Raw genomic sequence first — 18,003 nt, 5'->3', positions numbered from 1 at the left:
GTCACATGGCCGAGGCGTGCTTCAGCCGCACGAACGCAACGGACAACACGAACGGAACGGGAACGGGCAGCACAGACGGAACGGACAGTACGGATGGCAAGGGTGACGCGGTCAGCGGTAGCCGGCCGCTCGGCGCCTGTTGCGGCGGGAGCGGAAGGCGGCGTCCACGGAGAGGATGGGGGCGCCGGCGAGGATCAGGGGGATCCAGGCCATCAGGTAGGGGAGGTCGTTGCCGTAGTAGTACGGGCTGGACGACCAACTGACCGTCAGCCACAGGCTGAGGGAGATCAGGGCGCCCCCCACGGCGGCCAGGCGGGCGAGGAGACCGATGAGGGTGCCGATTCCGACGGCCAGTTCACCGATGGCGATGGCATAGCCGAAGCCGACGGGGTTCTTGAGGGCCATGTCGATCATCGCGGGGATGGCTGAGGCATCGCGGGCGGCGCTCATCGTGTCGCCGATCGAGCCTGCGCCGGAGGCGGCCATGAACGCGCTGTCGGTGAGTTTGTCCAGGCCGGCGTAGATGAAGGTGACGCCCAGGAAGACCCGCAGGGGAAGAAGTGCGTAGCGGGTGGCCGCGTCCCGCCAGTCGCGGTCGCCGTCGAAGGAGGGGGAGTCCATGCGAGTAGCGTGAGTCATCAGTCTGCGCCGCCTCTTGTCCGCCGTGCCGTTGACCCCTCGACAGACGATACGTTCGGAGAGGCAGGGGCGCTCAAGGGTGCGCCACTCTTTTTCCGTGTGGGATGGTCTCGTCCCGACGGCCCGCCTCCGGGTCTCGCCCCCGACGGCCGGCCTACGAGGGCCCGCCTCCGCCACGCCCCGGTTCCCACCCGCACCGCACCGCACCGCACCGGCAGGGAGTAAGCCGCAGAAGCCACCACATGGGCTCCCCTTCAACTCCGGCCCGTCCGGCCCGCTCGGCCCGTCCGGCCTCGGCTCAGTCGGCCGAGACCTCGATGGCGTAGCGGTTGGTTTCCACGCCGGCCGCGGTGACGACCTGGACGTCGACCTTGCCGGGTTCGACGTCGGCGGGGACCGGCACGGTGAGGACCGCGTCGGTGGGGTTGCTGAAGCCGCCGGCGACGGGGACGAGGGGGACGTGGACGTGGACGGGACCGATGCGGACGATCATGCGGGAGAGGCGGTCGGCGGTCTGCGCGCCGGGTGGGACGAAGCCGGCGCCGCGGATCTCGATGTCGTCACCGTTGCGGATGGGGGCGTCGAGGTCTCCGGCCTCGCGGGCGCGGACGACGGAGAGGATGACGGGGCGACCACCCTCGGCGTACTTGCCGGCGACGTAGGTGGCGGCCGAGACCAGGACGAGGAGGGCGAGGCCCCAGGGGAGGTCGGGGAGCTGGTCGGGGCGGCGGGCCAGCCGTACCGCCGCGAAGACCAGGGCGACGGCGCAGATGGTCACGTACTGGATGTCGGTGAAGCTGCCCCGGCCGGCGTCGTCGGTGAGGAGGTCGGCGGCGCGGGGACGGTGGGCGCGGACTTTCTGGAGGCGCTGGCCGAGGACGCGGAGGCCGACGACGCGGCGTACCAGGACGGCGATGCCGCAGACCACGGCGAGCACGGTGACGATGCCGGCGCCGCGCGCGAGTTCGAAGCCGGCGATGAGGGTGTCGCGTTCGCGGTGGTCGGAGGCGGCGGCCAGACGGCCGACCAGGACGAGGACGCAGAAGACGACGAAGAGGACCCAGCTCGCGGCGATCGCGCGGGACGTGGAGAGGCGGTTGTCCTCGCCGATGACCGGGGCGAGGGCGCCGCCGCGCGCACGGTGCAGGTATCCGGCGCCGGTGAGCGCCGCGGCGACGAGCAGGGCGGCGACGAGACCGGCGGTCCGCGCGACGGTCCAGCCCACGCCGATCGCGGTGAGCGCCTGGCCGAGGAGCAGGGCGACGACGGCGGCCCAGACGACGATCGCCGTACGCAGCCAGAGCCGGCCGAGCCATGCCTCGCCCTCGACGCGGCCGCGTTCGGCGACGACGGCGGCGGACTGGGTGAGTTCGTCGGAGACCCACTGGCGGGAGGCCGACGCGGAGTGGGCGACAGCGGCGGGCAGGCCCTGTCCGGAGGCGAACTCCTCGCGTTTCAGCAGGAACTCCGCGACCGCGCGCCGGTGTCCCGTGCGCGCGCCGTGCGGGCAGTCCTCGCACATGCATCCGCTGTCATGGGCAGCCGCGCCCATGCCCCCTCTCGCCTCCTGCACCGCCACGCCCGAGCCGCCTTCCCCGCGCCGCGCACGCCTCTGCGTGCGCTGTCCTCGGCATTCGCCGTCACCGTCATCGACGCCATCACCGCCCCCGCGGGGCGCCGTCCGTACAGCCGCTCACTACCACAGCCGTGCGGCCGGACATGTGCCCCGCGATGACAGCGAATTGTGCCGTACAGAAGGCCGGCCGTGCCCGGCAGGGGCATCGAGTGCGAGGAGAGCGCGGGGTGACGGTCGAGTCGTCGTGTTGACCCGGCTGCGAGAACCTGCCCGGGGCAGGCTCCGGTCGCGGCTCCGCGAGGGCAACGGACCGCTGCCCCGGGCCACCACCGGCGGACGGCCACCGGCGGACGGCCACCGGCGGCCACCAAGTACGTGGCCGGAGTCCATGACAGGACCGTGACCGGAGTACGTGATCGGAGTCCGTGGCACGAGTCCGTTGCAGGAGTCCGTGGCCGAGGAGATGCCGCAGGCCCTGCTGCTCAGCTCAGCAGGTCCGGCTCGCTTCGGCTGATGTCCTGCCACAGGGGCTGGTAGTTGATCCACGCCACGAGGTCCCCGCCCGCCTGTTCGCGGGTGGCGACGGCCAGCCGGTGGTCGACGAGGACGGGGCGGCCCGCGGCCTTCGCGGTGAGCTGGACCTGGGCGGAGCGTTCCATCGACAGGAACCACCACGCCGCCGCGTCGACCGAGTCGCCGACGGTCAGCAGACCGTGGTTGCGCAGGACCAGGGCCTTGCGGCTCCCGAGGACCGCCGCGATCCGCCGGCCCTCGTCCGCGTCCACGGCGACGCCCGTGTAGGTGTCGTAGAGCGCGTGGTCCTCGTAGAACGCGCAGGACTCCTGGGTGATCGGCTCGATCAGCTCGCCGAGCGCGGCGAGGGCGCGGCCGTGCACCGAGTGGCAGTGGGCGACGGCGACGACGTCCGGGCGGGCGGCGTGGACCTGGGCGTGGACGGTGAAGGCGGCCTGGTTGACGTGGTAGCGGCCCTCGATGACCTGTCCGTCCTGGTTGGCGAGGACGAGATCGCTGACGGTGACGTGCCGGAACGACATCCCGAACGGGTTCACCCAGAAGCAGTCGCTGAACTCCGGATCGCGGGCGGTGATGTGCCCCGAGACGCCGTCCTCGAATCCCAGCCGTCCGAAGATCCGCAGGGCCCCGGCCAGCCTTTCCTTGCGGTGCCGCCGCTCGTCCTCCACCGACTCGTGCATCGGCGGCATGGCGAACCGCAGCTGGTCGGTGGGTAGGGGCAGGGGCGGTGTGGGCCCGTGCATGTGTCCTCCAGACTGACTTCCTTTACGAAGCGGAAGTTACCGTCCGTCGACCCCGCGGAACAGGTCCGCTCCCTGAAGAGAGTGTGCAACCGTTACGCAAGTCACAGAAGCGCACCAGCGCCTCACCACTCAGGGACGAGTCGTCCGTCGCTCGGGGTAACCGGACAGCGGTTGTCGGTTATCCGCGCAAGACTCGTCCCATGCCACGTGACACGCCGCCTTCTGCGTCCCCCACGCCGCCCATCGCACCGGAGCCCCCCTCCACGGCGTCTTCGGGCCAGGCGCCCGTCTCCGAACCTGGGCCCGCCGCGGCCTCCGGGCAGCCCTCCGGACCGGCGCCCGCCCCCGAACCGCCCGCACAGTCCACCGCACCGCACACAGCCGTCACCTGGGCGGCCTTCTCCGCCGCCGAGCCCGGTCTCGCGCAGACCGTGGAGGCGCGGTTCGGCGCCTTCACCCACCACGTCCTCGCGACCCTGCGCAAGGACGGCTCGCCCCGCACCACCGGCCTGGAGGTGCGCTTCCTCAACGGTGAGATGTGGCTCGGCATGATGCCGGACTCGCTCAAGGCCCTCGACCTGATGAGGGACCCCCGCTTCGCGCTCCAGGCCAACCCCGGCGAGGGTCAGACCATGGGCGGCGGGGACGTGCGGATCAGTGGTCTCGCCCGGGAGGTGACCGATCCGGCGGCCAAGGCCGGATACGGCGAAGAGGTGGGACCGCCGGAGCAGTTCCACCTCTTCCGAACCGAGCTGACGGAGGTCGTGAGGACCTTCGTGGAGGACGACACCTACCTCGTCGTCCAGGTCTGGAAGCCCGGCGCGCCGGTGCGCACGATCAAGCGCACCTGAGCCGCTTCACGAGGAAGGGCTCACTCCCACTCGATCGTCCCCGGCGGCTTCGAGGTCACGTCGAGCACGACCCGGTTGACGTCGGCCACCTCGTTGGTGATCCGCGTCGAGATCTTCGCCAGCACGTCGTACGGCAGGCGCGACCAGTCGGCCGTCATGGCGTCCTCGGAGGAGACCGGGCGCAGGACGATGGGGTGGCCGTAGGTGCGGCCGTCGCCCTGGACACCGACGCTGCGGACGTCCGCGAGGAGGACCACCGGGCACTGCCAGATGTCGCGGTCGAGGCCGGCCGCCGTCAGCTCCTCGCGGGCGATGGCGTCGGCCTCGCGGAGCAGGTCGAGGCGGTCCTTGGTGACCTCGCCGACGATCCGGATGCCGAGGCCGGGGCCGGGGAACGGCTGCCGCTGGACGATCTCCTCGGGCAGGCCGAGCTCCTGCCCGACCATGCGGACCTCGTCCTTGAACAGCTTGCGGAGCGGCTCGATGAGCTGGAACTCCAGGTCGTCGGGGAGGCCGCCGACGTTGTGGTGGGACTTGATGTTCGCGGTGCCGGTGCCGCCGCCGGACTCGACGACGTCGGGGTAGAGGGTGCCCTGGACCAGGAACTCCACGGCCGGGCCCTCGTCCGCGATGATCTCGGCCTGCGCCTGCTCGAACACGCGGATGAACTCGCGTCCGATGATCTTCCGCTTCTCCTCGGGGTCGGAGACCCCGGCGAGCGCCTTGAGGAACCGCTCCTCCGCGTCGACGACCTTCAGCTGGACGCCGGTGGCCGCGACGAAGTCCTTCTCGACCTGCTCGGTCTCGCCCTTGCGCATCAGACCGTGGTCGACGTACACGCAGGTCAGCTGGGAGCCGATGGCCTTCTGGACGAGGGCCGCGGCAACCGCCGAGTCCACGCCGCCGGACAGGCCGCAGATGGCGCGCTTGTCGCCGACCTGCTCGCGGATGGCGGCGACCTGCTCCTCGATCACGTTCCCGGTGGTCCAGGACGGGGTCAGCCCGGCGCCCCGGTACAGGAAGTGCTCCAGCACCTGCTGCCCGTGCGTGGAGTGCATGACCTCCGGGTGGTACTGGACGCCGTACAGCTTCTTCTCGTCGTTCTCGAAGGCGGCGACCGGCACGACGTCGGTGGAGGCGGTGACGGTGAAGCCCTCGGGGGCGGCGGAGCAGGCGTCGCCGTGCGACATCCACACCGACTGCTCGTCCGGGGTGCCCTCGAAGAGGGTCGAGCCGGACTTGGTGACGTGCAGCGGCGTACGGCCGTACTCGCGGGCGCCCGTGTTGTCGACGGTGCCGCCGAGGGTGGTGGCCATCAGCTGGAAGCCGTAGCACATGCCGAAGACGGGGACGCCGGACTCGAAGAGCTCGCGGTCGAGGCGGGGGGCGCCCTCGGCGTAGACCGAGGAGGGGCCGCCGGAGAGGATGATCGCCGCCGGGTTCTTGGCGAGGATCTCCGCGACCGGCATGGTGCTGGGCACGATCTCGCTGTAGACCCGGGCCTCGCGGACACGGCGGGCGATGAGCTGGGCGTACTGCGCGCCGAAGTCGACGACCAGGACGGTGTCGGGGGCGGCGGCAGCGGAGGGCGCTGATGACACGGGGTGCCTTCCGGCGGTCGGGCGGGGGTCTGTGGGGGCGAGTCTACCGGGGTGCGCTCCTGTGGTGCGGGCCCACCGTGGGCGTCGCCCCGGGCCGCGCGGGGCCCCTTGCCCGGCCCTCGGGAAGGGGGCGCCCCTCGGTCCCACCGGCACCCTCGGTCGGATCGGCACCCTCGACCCGACCGGCACCCCCGGCCCGAACGGCACCCGGGGCCGGCCGGGTCGGTGCCGGGGCTCGCCGTGGCATACTGGCGGCCATGTTCGCGCACTCGACCTTCGTCTTTACCTATGGCAACCGGCCCACCGGCTGCCACGGTCGTGCTGCTTGAGCTACTGACAAGCGACTTCCCCAGGCGCCCCGGGCCGACAAGGTCCGGGGCGCCTGGCGTTGTCCGGGGACTGTCGGGGCGGGGTGCGGGACCGGACACGAGGAGTTCCGACGATGACCACCCCCACCGCCGAGAAGACCACCCCCACCGCCGAGAAGACCACCCCCACCGCCGAGAAGACCGTCACCACCGCCGAGAAGACCGCCACCGACGAGACCGCCACCGGCAAGACCGCCGCCGAGAGGACCGGCGCGCGGACCGAGGAGGCCGCGGGGGTGATCAGCGGCGCACGGGAGCGGATCGACGCGCTGGACGACCGGATCATCGGGCTGGTGCAGGAGAGGATGGCGGTGTCGGCCGTGATCCAGCAGGCCCGGATCGAGTCGGGCGGCCGGCGGGTGAACCTGTCGCGGGAGATGGAGGTCCTCGCCCACTACAGCGACGCCCTCGGCAGGCCCGGCACCGCCCTCGCCATGACCCTGCTGGAACTGTGCCGGGGACGCGTCTGAACCGCGCCGGCCGGCCCGGCCGGACACCCCTCGGCCCAACGGCATCCCTCCCCCGGAGGGCGCCCCTCGGCCCAACGGCGCCCCCTGGCGCACCGTCCGGCGACAGCCACGGCGCACCCGCGGGCGCACATACGTACGCCTGCCGTCTCACCCGTACGGCGCGTGACCGCCCCGCGACGCGCTTCGTTGGTCCCGGTGCCCGTGCCAGCCAGGTCCGGGTCCGAAAGAACCACGCGTGGCTCCGCTGGAGCGATGAGGCGTCCGGATCGTGCCGTGCGCCGTGGGACCTCGCTCCAGGGTTGTGACCGGACCGCAGGGGACAGCAGCCCGGTCACTCAACTGAACGGTCGGCTCCGGGGACGCCCGGGGCCGACCGGCGGACTGTTCCGAGGGCGGCGAGACGGTAACGGAGGCCGTCAGCCGCCCGGCACGATGCGGGAGCAGCCCGTACCGCAAGGTCGACACCCGGTACCGCGCCCCCTGGGCACGCTTCCGGCATCCCCCCACCAGCGGCGCGACCCCCCGGTGCCGCTGCGAGGCGCCGGCGCTGCCCTGACGTCGGTGCCGACGGCGAAGGGCCCCGCAGGACGAACCGACGCTGTTGGTCCGCGGGGCCCTTCGCCATGCCGGCCGCCGGCTCAGCCGGCCGCCTTCTCCAGCTTCGCGACCTGCGCCTCCAGCACCTCCGCCGGGACCTTCGCCTTGTCCGCGTCGAGCATGTTCATCGAGTAGAACCCGATGAGGGTCGAGCCGCCGCGGACCACCGTGAAGGACATGGGGATCTTGGCGCCCTCGATGTCGCCCTTCAGCTTGTACGAGACGGCCTCGTCGCCCTGCTCGGGGGCCGGGAGGGCCTCGACGCCGGTGTACTTGTTGCCGACGTGCTCGTACTTCGTGCAGTTCTCGGTCGCCTCGCGCAGGTCGGCCATCACCTTCTCGGCGTCGCTCTGCTCGTGCGCGGCGAGGGCGAGGGAGATGACGCTGCCGGACAGCTCGTCCTTCGGGGTGACCGTGCGCCCGGCGCGGGCCTCGGCCTGCGGGTCGGAGGTGAAGAAGAACATGTCCGCGATGGGCTGGCAGGCGGCCGGCTGGGCGGGAACGGTCTCGGCGGGCATGTCCTCCGCCGGCATGTCCGCGATGGTGTAGCCCTTGACGTCGCCCTTCGTCAGGGCGGCCTTCTGCAACTGGGCCTCGGTCAGGGCGCCCTGCCCCGCCTGCTCCTTCGGCTTGTCGGCCGGGGCGGAGGAGCCCGCCGACTGCTTCTTCTCCGCGTCCGTGCCCTCGCCGCCACCGCACGCCGCGGTGAGACCCAGCGTGGCCACGACCGAGACGGCCACCGCTGCCCGCGACATCTTCGACTTCATGTCCCCCACCTCTTACGCCTTGCGCGTCTCGCGTCACCCAGGGACCCCGCGGGTCCCTTCGAACACGTATGTGACATCCGGACCCAGGGATTCGTTGCGTCCCACCAGGCACTTTTCCGTGTGACTCAAGTCACTCCAGAAAGGGGCGATCCGGAGGGCAACCCTTCGCTTGCCTCGGTTGTCACACCTGGCACACGAGGGAAGGACCCGCACTCGGAGGGGGGTGCGGGTCCTTCTCCGCTGCACTCACGTCGCTACTTCTTCGGCGGCACCGCGGGCACCGGCATCAGCGGCAGCCGCAGCGCACCGAAGGCGTCCGCCGGGACGGCCGGGTTCACCGGCTCCACCGGGCGGAGGCGTTCGTACGCCGCTCCGGGGGCGGGACGCCGGTCGGGCTCGCCCTTGTTCGGCCAGAACGACATCGCGCGCTCGGCCTGGGCCGTGATCGTCAGGGACGGGTTGACGCCCAGGTTGGAGGAGACCGCGGCACCGTCGACGACCGAGATGCCGGGGTGGCCGTAGAGGCGGTGGTACGGGTCGATGACGCCCTCCTCGGGGGTGGCGCCGATGGGGCAGCCGCCGAGGAAGTGCGCGGTGAGCGGGGTCCCCATCAGTTCGCCCACGTTGCTGCCGGCGAACCCGTTGATCTCGGCGGCGATCGTGGAGGCGGCGGCAGAGGCGGCCTCGATCTGCTTGGGGTTGGGGGCGCCGTGGCCCTGCCGGGCGGTCAGCAGCCCCTTGCCGGGGCCCTTCGGCTTCAGGTACGTCGTGAGCGAGTTGTCCAGGGACTGCATCACCAGGCCGATGATGGTCCGCTCCGACCAGCGGCGGTTGGACAGGGAACGGGCCACCAGCAGCGGATGCCTCATCGCGTGGGCCAGCCAGCCGAGCACCCGCGACGCGCCCGAGGCGGAGGCGCCCGCGTACGGGACCTGGAGGATCGACAGACCGCCCATCGCGTTGGAGCCCTTGCCGTAGCGGACGGGCTCGATGTGGGTGTTCTCGTCGGGGTGGATGGACGAGGTGATGGCCACGCCGCGGGTGAAGTCCACGTCGGCCCCGTGGGCCCTGCGATAGCGGCGGTTGTCGGTCTGGGCACCGACGAGCGCCTCGGAGTTGGTGCGGGTCAGCATGCCGAGGCGGTCGGAGATGTGCGGCAGCCGGCCGTCCGCCTTCATACGGTGCAGCAGGGTCTGGGTGCCGTAGGTGCCGGCGGCGAGGACGACCCGGCGGGCCGTGAGGACACGGCCCCCGGAACCGCGCCGGCCCTTGCGGCGGCCCGCCCTGCGGCGTTCGTCGGTGGGCAGCGTGGTCACGGCGAAACCGCCCTGCGAGTCCTCGGTGACGGCGACGACCGTCGTCATCGGGTGGACGACCGCGCCCGCCTTCTCCGCGAGGTAGAGGTAGTTCTCGTTGAGGGTGTTCTTCGCGCCGTGGCGGCAGCCGGTCATGCACTCGCCGCACTCGGTGCAGGCGTTGCGGGCCGGGCCCGCGCCGCCGAAGTACGGGTCGGGGACCTGCTCGCCGGGCCCCGCCGCGGCCTTGCCGTCGGCGTCCTGGCCGTCACCGAAGAACACGCCGACCGGGGCCATGTGGAAGCTGTCGCCGACGCCCATCCGCTCGGCGGCGGCCTTCAGGTGCACGTCGGACGGGGTCATCGTGGGGTTGAGCCGTACGCCGAGCATGCGGCGGGCCTGGTCGTAGTACGGCTTCAGCTCCTCCTGCCAGTCCGTGATGTCCTTCCACTGGGGGTCCTCGAAGAAGGGCTTCGGCGGGACGTACAGGGTGTTGGCGTAGTTGAGGGAGCCGCCGCCCACACCGGCGCCGGCGAGCACCATGACGTCGCCGAGGAGGTGGATGCGCTGGATGCCGTACATGCCCAGGGCGGGCGCCCAGAGGTAGTTCCTCAGGTCCCAGGAGCTCTTGGGCAGGGAGTCACGGGTGAAGCGGCGCCCCGCTTCCAGGACGCCGACCTTGTATCCCTTCTCCGTGAGGCGCAGGGCGGTCACGGAGCCGCCGAAGCCGGAGCCGACGACGATGACGTCGTAGTCGTACGACACGTGTTCTCCTCGTTGAGAACGGTCCTTGTCTGCGGGCCGTATGTGGTTGCGCGCGCTCACGAGGCGGGGCCGCACGCCGAGTGCGGCCCCGCGCCCCCGGGGCCGGCTACCTGAGCCGGAGCGCCTTCATGACCTTCAGGCTGGTGCTCATGAACTGCGCGTACTTCTCGTCGTCCATGCCGAAGGACGGGGCCATCGGGAGGACGCGCTGCTGGGCGACGGTCTGGGCCTCGGTGTACTTGAGGATGCCCTCGGAGCCGTGGCGGCGGCCGAGGCCCGAGTCCTTCATGCCGCCCATCGGGGACTGGACGCTGCCGTACGCGGAGGCGTAGCCCTCGTTGACGTTGACCGTGCCGGCGCGCAGACGGGCGGCGACGGCGCGGCCGCGGCGGCCGTCCTTGGTCCAGACGGAGGCGTTGAGGCCGTACGCGGTCGCGTTGGCCTCGTCGATGGCCGCGTCCTCGTCCTTGAAGCGGTAGACGGAGACGACGGGGCCGAAGGTCTCCTCGGCGCAGACGGCCATGGGCTCGGTGACGCCGTCGAGGATGGTCGGCTCGTAGAAGTAGGGACCCACGTCGGGGCGGGCGACACCGCCGGCGACGACCCTGGCGCCCTTGGCGACGGCCTCGTCCACGTGCCGGGTGACCGTCTCCAGCTGGCGGTCGCCGACGAGGGAGCCCATGTCGGCGCCGTAGGCGAGGGAGGTGCCGAGGCGCATCGCCTTGGTGCGGGCGGCGAAGCGCTCCAGGAAGGCGTCGGCGATGGACTCGTGGACGTACAGGCGCTCGATGGAGATGCAGAGCTGGCCGGCGGAGGAGAAGCAGGCGCGGACGGCTCCGGCGGCGGCCTTCTCGATGTCGGCGTCCTCCAGGACCAGCATGGCGTTCTTGCCGCCGAGTTCGAGGGAGACCCCGACGAGGCGGGTGGCGGCGCCCCGGGCGACCTCGCGGCCGGTGCGGGTGGAGCCGGTGAAGGAGACGTAGTCGGCGTGCTTGACGACCTCGGGGCCGATGACCGGGCCCTCGCCGAGGACGACCTGGAAGACCTCGGCGGGCAGACCGGCCTCGACGAGGAGGTCGCGCGCCCACAGGGCGGTCAGGCAGGTCTCCGTGTCGGGCTTCATCACGACCGCGTTGCCCGCGGCGAAGGCGGGGATCGCGTCGCCGACGGAGAGTTCGAGCGGGTAGTTCCAGGGGGCGATCTGGCCCACCACACCGCGCGCGTGGCGGAGTTCGACGACCTTGGTGAGGGTCGGTACGGCGCCGGTGTGCCGCTTCGGCTTCAGGTACGCGGGGGCCTTGCGGCCGTAGTGGCGGGCCGCGACCGCGACGGCCTGGACCTCCTCGTGGGCGTGCAGCCGGGCCTTGCCGGTCTCCAGCTGGATGAGGTCGAGCACCTCGGCCTGGCGCTGGAGGACGAGGTCGTGGAAGCGGAGCAGGACGGCGGCGCGCTCCCGGACGGGCACCTGCGCCCACACGGCCTGCGCGGCGCGGGCCCGCACGTACGCCTTCTCCACGTCCTCGGGGGTGGACTCGGGCAGGTCGGCGAGCTTCTCGCCGGTGAACGGCGTGTGGTTGGCGGTCCGGCCGGAGCCGACCACACCCTTGGTGAGCTGGGCGACCAGTTCGGGGGTGACCACGTCGGCGGCGGTACGGGCGCCCGCCGGTGCGGGGGCGAGGGGGTTGGTGCCGGTCGTCCGTGCCGTGCCGGTCTTTTCGGGGGCCTGCGAGTCCGTCATGACGCGCAGGGTATTCCGGAGCGGACGACTTTGGGTACCCGGCGGTAACAGGCTTTCACCGGCCGCACACACCGTGCCAGTGATCAGTGGCACAAAGACGCTGATCAGCGCGTTGAGCGCCCATGGTCGCGACTTCGTCACATCGCGCGAAGCGCCCGCCCCACCCGGGCCCCAGCCGGGCGGGAGTACGGGCCCCACCTCCGGCGAACCGACGAACTCTCCTGTCGCGGTGGGCGATTCCTCGCCCTGCGCGGAGGCGATGCCGAAGTCGGTGAGGACGACCCGGCCGTGCGGGCCGAGCAGGACGTTGGCCGGTCGGCCGGTCGGCCAGTCGGCCAGTCGGCCAGTCGGCCGGTCAGTCAGTCGGCCGGTCAGTCAGTCAGTCGGCCGGCCCTTTCCCGTCAGCGTCGGCGGTTCCACAGGTCCTCGGCCCAGCCGTACCGTTCGCGGTGCTTGGGCAGGGCCGTGCGGCCGACGGCGGCGGCGAGCTTGCGCAGCCGGCGCCAGTCCAGCGGCGGTTTGGGCTCGGGAACGCCGGGCCGGTCGCGCGGCACCCGGACCCGCAGTGCCTTGGGCGAGATCCGGCAGTGCACCGGGGTGGGCAGGACGAGGGCCTCGCCGTCGATGCCGACCTCGATCTCCGGCCGGTCGGCCTCGACCACGATCTCGTCGGCGATGAGGAGGCTGAGGCCGGGCGCGTTCGGCCCGAGGACGAGGCTCGCGGCGTCGGCCGCGCTGTCGACCCGGACACCGACCACGCCCAGCACCCCGGCGTCCAGCCGCTCGCGGCGGCCGAGGCCGACCAGGTCGTCGCTGCGGTAGACGTTGTTGCTGACCAGCACGGCCTGGGGCGCGTCGATCACGGCGTCGCCGATGCGGGCGGTGAGGCGCGGACCGCGCTGGTGCGTGAGCAGTTCGGGCAGCAGTTCCAGGGTGGTGCGGACCTTGTCGTCGCGGTAGGCGGGGCTCTGCACGACGGCCGCGTACGCGCCGAAGGACGCGTTGTTCACGAAGGGGTGTCCGCTGGCGTACCCGAGGTCGACGTGGAGTTCGACGCCCTTGTGGGTGAGGGCGTCGAGGCAGGCGGCGGGGTTGTCGCGGTCGAGGCCGAGATCCATGGCGAAGTGGTTGCGGGTGCCGGCGGAGATGACGAGGAGCGGCACGTCGTAGGCCGCGGCGATGGCGGCCACCTGGGCCTGGGTGCCGTCCCCGCCGGCGACGCCGAGCAGGTCGGCGCCCTCGCGGACCGCGTCGCGGGCCAGCACGGCGACGTCCTCGGGGTGGTCGGGGTCGAGGAGATGGACCCGGGCACCGAGCCGTTCCGCCCGCTCCTTCAGCCGGAAGCGTTCGACCTTCCCGCCTCCCGACCTGGGGTTCATGATGAGGAAGGGCCGGGTCGGGGCGGGTGTGCGGTGCTCGGGCACGTCCACGCGGTGCGACTTGGTGAGGCTGAGCGCGAACTTCCCGGACCAGACGGCCACCCCCCACAGCGCGGCCGACACGACCACGACCCACAGCAGGTTGACCGCCGCGAACCACCAGATGACACCCACCGGCGCGGCCAACGCCAGGACGGCCGCCGCCCACCGCACGACGCCCCGGTGGCTGAGCACCCACCACAGCGCGGCCACCGTCAGACCGGCGCCCAGCAGCAGGCCCGCGACGAGCAGCAGGCTCGCCTCCCGCGCGTAGACGATCGGCAGCAGGACGGCCAGCGCCGCGCAGCCGAGGGCGGCACGGGCCGCCCATCGCTGTCTGGCATGAGCTGTCACGTCCAGGTGTTCGATGCCCACGCCCGCCCGCCCTCCGCGCCGATCATGCACTTGACACGGCATGTTAGGGCCACGGGGCGGGCCGAGGCGATGGCCGTCCGATCATCCGCGGGAACGCCGTCGCGAGTCCCGCACGAGGCCGCGACCCGCGTACCCCCTTGGGGTCATGGTCGGGGTGCGGGCCGGTTCCTGACGGCGCGGCGGGGCGTTGGGCGAGTCGGCGTGGCCGACGAACGCGGAGTCCGAGCACCCATGAAGATCACCTTTCTGCTGCACAACGCCTATGCGATCGGCGGCACGGTCCGTTCGACGCTGACCCTCGCCGGGGCGCTGGCCGCCCGGCACGAGGTCGAGATCGTCTCGGTCTTCCGCACGGCGGCACACCCCCTGCTGGGCGTGAGCGGAGACGTGCGCCTGATCCCGCTGGTCGACGAGCGCCCCGACTCCCCGGCGTACGACGGCGGCCACGAGCTGATGGCTCGGCCCTCCGTGCTGGTCCCGCCCACCGAGGTCCTCGCCCACCGGTACACCGCCCTGACCGACGCCCGCCTGCGCGCCTTCCTCGACACCACCGACGCCGACGTCCTCGTCGCGACCCGCCCCGCGCTGGTCGTCGTCCTCGCCGGGCACGGACCGCGCCACGCGATCCGCATCGGTCAGGAGCACCTGTCGTACGACCACCACGTGCCCGGCGTGCGCGCGGCGCAGAACGAGGCGATCGCCCGCCTCGACGCGTTCGTCACCGTGTCCGCCAGGGACGCCGCCGACCACCGCCGCCGGCTGCCCGGCCCGCGCACCCGGATCACGGACATCCCGAACGCCGCGCCGCGCCCGAGGGCCGAACCGTCCGACCTGCGGGCGCCGCTCGTGGTGGCCGCCGGGCGGCTGGTGCCGGTCAAGCGCTACGACCTGCTCGTGGAGGCGTTCGCCAAGGTCGTCGCCGAGCGGCCCGAGTGGCGGCTGCGGATCCACGGCCAGGGACCGGAGCGGGCGAGGCTGCGCGCCGCCGTCGCCGCGCACGGTCTGAACGACCACGTGTTCCTGATGGGACCGCACACGACCCTGGAGACCGAGTGGGCGAAGGCGTCGGTGGCCGTCGTCAGCTCCGCGTGGGAGTCGTTCGGCATGACCATCCTGGAGGCCATGCACGCCGGGGTGCCCGTGGTCGCCACCGACTGCCCGCACGGCCCCGGCGAGATCATCACCGACGGCTCCGACGGTCTCCTCGTCCCCCCGGACGACCCGGACGCCCTCGCCACGGGGCTGCTCCGCCTGATCAACGACCCCGGTCTGCGGCGCACCCTCGGCACGGCCGGCCGCACCACGGTCCTGCGGTACGCCCCGGCCACCGTCGCGGACCGGTACGAGCGGCTCATCGCCGAGGTGCGGGGCGCCCGACGGCCGGGGCTGGTGGCGGGGCTGGGGCGCTGGCTGGGTCTCGCGGTGCCGGAGGGGTGGCCGGCGCGCCGCACGGCGCCGGGGCGAGGGACGCGGCGGGCGGTTCCGGAGCGGGGTGCACGGCGGGCCGGGGCGGCTCCCGCGGCGGGGACCGGGCGCCGGCCGGCACGTCCGCGGGCCGACTGCCGGGTCGACGCCCGGCGGGACGTACGGGTCGCGGTCGGCTGGCCCGACGCGTCCGGGCAGGACCTCGTACTCGTCCTGCGCCGCCGCCACGGCGACGACGAACTCCGGGTGCCGCTGGAACGGGAGGCGTCTGAGCGCGAGGGGCCGGAACGGGAGGCGCCCGAACGGGAAGCGCCCGAGCAGGAGACGCCGGAGCAGGAGACGCCGGAGCAGGAGACGCCGGACGACCCCGCGAGCCGCTGGACCGCGCTGCTGCGCCTGGGCCGTCCACCGCTCGCCGAGGGGCGCTGGGACCTGTACGCGGAGCGGGCGGGGGACGGTGTCCGGCGCCGGTTGCGGGCCGGGCTCGTGGAGCAGCGGAACCTGCTGACCTCGCAGTTCACCGGTGCGGGCCCGGTCGCCTGGTGGATCCCGTACACGACGAAGGACGGCTACCTGGCCCTGCGGACCTTCCACCGCACCGCCCACGCCGAGGTCACCGCGCTGCCGGTCGGTGAGGGGTCGTCGGCCGTGGAGGGCGTGCTGCACGGGGCCGCACTCGGGGCGGGCGCGGCGCTGGTGGGTGTCGCCCGGGGCGGGCAGGCGGCGGACTTCGAGGCTCCGGTGGAGTGCACCGGCGGGCGTCTGCCGGACGGACACCCGTGCCACGGGCGCCTGTTCCACGGGAGGCTGCCGTCGCCACCGGAGCCGGCCGCCCCCGGCAAGGTGATCTGGGACCTGTTCCTGCGGCCCGCCACCGACGCCGAACCCGTCCGTCTCGGACGGCTGTTCGGTGACATCGTCAACCGCAGGGACACCGACACCTACCCGGAGGTCACGCTGCCGACGCCGCCGGGCGGGTCCGTGCGGGCCCGCTTCTTCTTCACCGTCACCAACGACCTCGCGGTGAGCGTGTCCCGGCCGGGGTGAGCCCCCGCCCCGGCGTGTCCAGTGCCGCGGCAGGCAACGTCCGCCGCGGCACTAGAGCTTGTCGATCTTGAAGGTCTCGACGGCGGTGCGGGCGATCTCCCGGCCCTGCTCGGTGAAGTGGCCCTTGCCCGGATAGTCGATCCACAGCCGGTACGTGTCGCCGTTGTCCGCCCGGTAGTAGAGGACCCGTGCCTCGCGCACCCGGGGGTGCTCGCTGTCGGTGGTCGTGTACACGATGGTGTTCGCGGCGGCCTCGCGCTCCTGGTACGTGGTCTCCTTCGGCCTGCCCCTGGGCGCGGGGTCGTCGGCCATGTCCCAGGAGTACTCGCCGTCCTTGAACATCTCCCAGTCGGCGTAGGCCTTGTCCAGCGCGGTGGCCGGGATCTCGTTCTCCTTGTCGTCCGCCTTGATGTCGCGGTCCACGGCGATCTGGATGAGGCCGCTCGGATCGCTGTACGACGCGTAGGTGTCGTCCGCCTCGTCCGGCTCGTACCTGTCCTTCGTGAAGCCCCCGGGCACGCCGACGCTCGCCGCGACCCTGCCCCCGAGCTCCCGCTGCTTCCAGCCGTCCGGCAGCGGTCCCGCGAAGGGGTCGGCGACGACCAGGTACGCCGCGACCGCGGCGGCGACCACCGCCGCGGCGAGACCGGCGAGGGTCTTGGGGCCGAGCCGCAGACCCTTCCCGGCCGGGGCGGCGATCTGCTGGATGACCTGGGTGGGCGCCGGGGCCGGCGGGTGCGCGGCGGCCTCCAGGAGTTCACGGACGCGGGCGGCGTTCGGGCGGCGCGCCGGGTCCTTCTGCAGCAGGCCGTTGATGGCCTCGGCGAGCGGGCCGGTGGCCGACGCCGGCGCGGCGGGGACGGCGTTGAGGACGGACTGCAGCGTCGCGGGCGTGTTGCTGCGCCGGAAGGGCGAGACCCCTTCGGTGGCGGCGTAGAGGACGACACCGAGCGACCAGAGGTCGGAGGCGGGGCCGGGGCGCTGGCCCAGCACGCGCTCGGGGGCGATGTACTCGGGGGAGCCGACGAAGCCGCCGGTGTCGGTCAGATTGGTCTCGCCCTCGATCTGGGCGATGCCGAAGTCGGTGAGCACGACCCGGTCGTGGCGGCCGAGCAGGACGTTGTCGGGCTTGACGTCGCGGTGCAGGATGCCCGCCGCGTGCGCGGCCTCCAGCGCGCCGAGCACCTCCAGGCCGATGCGTGCCGCGTCCCGCACCCCGAGGGTGCCCTCCTGGAGGGCGTCGCCCAGGGAACGCCCCTGCACCAGCTCCATCACGATCCACGGCCGGTCGTCCACGACGGCCACGTCGTGCACGTTCACGACCGCCGGGTGATCGAGCCTGGCCGCGGCCCGTGCCTCGCGGCGCATCCGCTCGTAGGCGTTGGCCCGTTCACGTTCGGGAAGGTGGTCCGGGACGCGGGGCTCCTTGACGGCGACCTCCCGGTCCACCGTCTCGTCCTTCGCCCGCCACACCGTGCCCATCCCGCCGTGCCCCAGCTTGGCGAGCAACCGGTAGCGGCCCGCGATCAGCCGTCCGGTACCGGGGTCCGGCGCGGGGTGCGCGGACGGGCCGGGCGGGACGGAGGGAGCGGAACCGGACTGCGCGGCGGGCGGGGCCGGATGGGACGCCGGCTGCTGAGGCGGGGCCGACTGCCGGGCGGGCGGCGTCGGCTGCGCGTACGGGTTGCCGGGGTACGGCACGGCGGGCTGCGGCGGTTGCAGTTCGAAACTCGTCGGCTCGCCGGATCCGTAAGGGGCTCCCCCGTTGCTGCTCATGTGTTCATCTGTATCGCG

The 18,003-nt window shown here is 72.8% G+C and carries 12 protein-coding genes; 3 read left to right on the top strand and 9 right to left on the bottom strand.

Features of this window, described 5'->3' with window-relative positions:
* Nucleotides 1–111: 111 nt before the first annotated feature.
* The 3 genes from GSY65_RS22970 to GSY65_RS22960 form a co-directional block, all read right to left on the bottom strand.
* A complete protein-coding gene (locus GSY65_RS22970) occupies nt 112–639 on the bottom strand; it encodes a DoxX family protein (RefSeq protein WP_159771889.1) in 528 nt (175 codons plus the stop codon).
* Between the two features lie 298 nt (nt 640–937).
* Nucleotides 938–2,218: a hypothetical protein gene (locus GSY65_RS22965; protein WP_159771886.1), complete on the bottom strand. Its 1,281-nt coding sequence runs from the start codon at nt 2,216–2,218 to the stop codon at nt 938–940.
* Nucleotides 2,219–2,697: 479 nt separating this feature from the next.
* Nucleotides 2,698–3,492, bottom strand: coding sequence for a class II aldolase/adducin family protein (locus GSY65_RS22960; protein WP_159771884.1), 795 nt, complete (start codon nt 3,490–3,492; stop codon nt 2,698–2,700).
* Between the two features lie 431 nt (nt 3,493–3,923).
* Here GSY65_RS22960 and GSY65_RS22955 point away from each other — a divergent pair, with 431 nt between their 5' ends.
* A complete protein-coding gene (locus GSY65_RS22955) occupies nt 3,924–4,343 on the top strand; it encodes a pyridoxamine 5'-phosphate oxidase family protein (RefSeq protein ID WP_159776285.1) in 420 nt (139 codons plus the stop codon).
* Between the two features lie 20 nt (nt 4,344–4,363).
* Here GSY65_RS22955 and guaA read toward each other — a convergent pair whose 3' ends face one another.
* Complete coding sequence (gene guaA, locus GSY65_RS22950) at nt 4,364–5,944, bottom strand: glutamine-hydrolyzing GMP synthase (protein WP_159771881.1); 1,581 nt, start codon at nt 5,942–5,944, stop codon at nt 4,364–4,366.
* A gap of 442 nt (nt 5,945–6,386) precedes the next feature.
* Between guaA and GSY65_RS22945 the strand changes: the two genes are divergently transcribed.
* The gene (locus GSY65_RS22945) at nt 6,387–6,782 is read left to right on the top strand and encodes a chorismate mutase (RefSeq protein WP_159771878.1); all 396 of its coding nucleotides are present in this window, start codon (nt 6,387–6,389) and stop codon (nt 6,780–6,782) included.
* Nucleotides 6,783–7,420: 638 nt separating this feature from the next.
* On the opposite strand, the gene GSY65_RS22940 is transcribed toward GSY65_RS22945, so the two are convergent.
* From GSY65_RS22940 to GSY65_RS22925, 4 genes are all read right to left on the bottom strand, one after another.
* Complete coding sequence (locus tag GSY65_RS22940) at nt 7,421–8,146, bottom strand: hypothetical protein (protein ID WP_159771875.1); 726 nt, start codon at nt 8,144–8,146, stop codon at nt 7,421–7,423.
* A gap of 254 nt (nt 8,147–8,400) precedes the next feature.
* On the bottom strand, nt 8,401–10,206 hold the full coding sequence (locus GSY65_RS22935) for a GMC family oxidoreductase (protein ID WP_159771872.1): 1,806 nt from the start codon (nt 10,204–10,206) through the stop codon (nt 8,401–8,403).
* 106 nt (nt 10,207–10,312) lie between these two features.
* Nucleotides 10,313–11,944: a succinic semialdehyde dehydrogenase gene (locus GSY65_RS22930; RefSeq protein ID WP_159771869.1), complete on the bottom strand. Its 1,632-nt coding sequence runs from the start codon at nt 11,942–11,944 to the stop codon at nt 10,313–10,315.
* A gap of 401 nt (nt 11,945–12,345) precedes the next feature.
* Nucleotides 12,346–13,737 carry a diacylglycerol/lipid kinase family protein gene (locus tag GSY65_RS22925; protein ID WP_159771866.1) on the bottom strand — a complete coding sequence of 464 codons (1,392 nt, stop codon included), beginning with the start codon at nt 13,735–13,737 and terminating at the stop codon, nt 12,346–12,348.
* Nucleotides 13,738–13,968: 231 nt separating this feature from the next.
* Here GSY65_RS22925 and GSY65_RS22920 point away from each other — a divergent pair, with 231 nt between their 5' ends.
* On the top strand, nt 13,969–16,209 hold the full coding sequence (locus GSY65_RS22920; protein WP_159771863.1) for a glycosyltransferase family 4 protein: 2,241 nt from the start codon (nt 13,969–13,971) through the stop codon (nt 16,207–16,209).
* 51 nt (nt 16,210–16,260) lie between these two features.
* On the opposite strand, the gene GSY65_RS22915 is transcribed toward GSY65_RS22920, so the two are convergent.
* Entirely contained in the window at nt 16,261–17,985 is a 1,725-nt protein-coding gene (locus tag GSY65_RS22915; RefSeq protein ID WP_159771860.1) for a serine/threonine-protein kinase, read from the bottom strand.
* Between the last annotated feature and the right edge of the window lie 18 nt (nt 17,986–18,003).

This window comes from Streptomyces sp. HM190 (assembly GCF_009857135.1).
Classification (GTDB): domain Bacteria; phylum Actinomycetota; class Actinomycetes; order Streptomycetales; family Streptomycetaceae; genus Streptomyces; species Streptomyces heilongjiangensis.
This window is presented reverse-complemented; position numbering and strand designations above follow the sequence as displayed.

Coding starts and splice junctions, on each gene's coding strand:
- GSY65_RS22970 (WP_159771889.1), bottom strand. CDS start 639: ATGACTCACGCTACTCGCATGGACTCCCCCTCCTTCGACGGCGACCGC.
- GSY65_RS22960 (WP_159771884.1), bottom strand. CDS start 3,492: ATGCACGGGCCCACACCGCCCCTGCCCCTACCCACCGACCAGCTGCGG.
- GSY65_RS22945 (WP_159771878.1), top strand. CDS start 6,387: ATGACCACCCCCACCGCCGAGAAGACCACCCCCACCGCCGAGAAGACC.
- GSY65_RS22940 (WP_159771875.1), bottom strand. CDS start 8,146: ATGAAGTCGAAGATGTCGCGGGCAGCGGTGGCCGTCTCGGTCGTGGCC.
- GSY65_RS22930 (WP_159771869.1), bottom strand. CDS start 11,944: ATGACGGACTCGCAGGCCCCCGAAAAGACCGGCACGGCACGGACGACC.
- GSY65_RS22920 (WP_159771863.1), top strand. CDS start 13,969: ATGAAGATCACCTTTCTGCTGCACAACGCCTATGCGATCGGCGGCACG.
- GSY65_RS22915 (WP_159771860.1), bottom strand. CDS start 17,985: ATGAGCAGCAACGGGGGAGCCCCTTACGGATCCGGCGAGCCGACGAGT.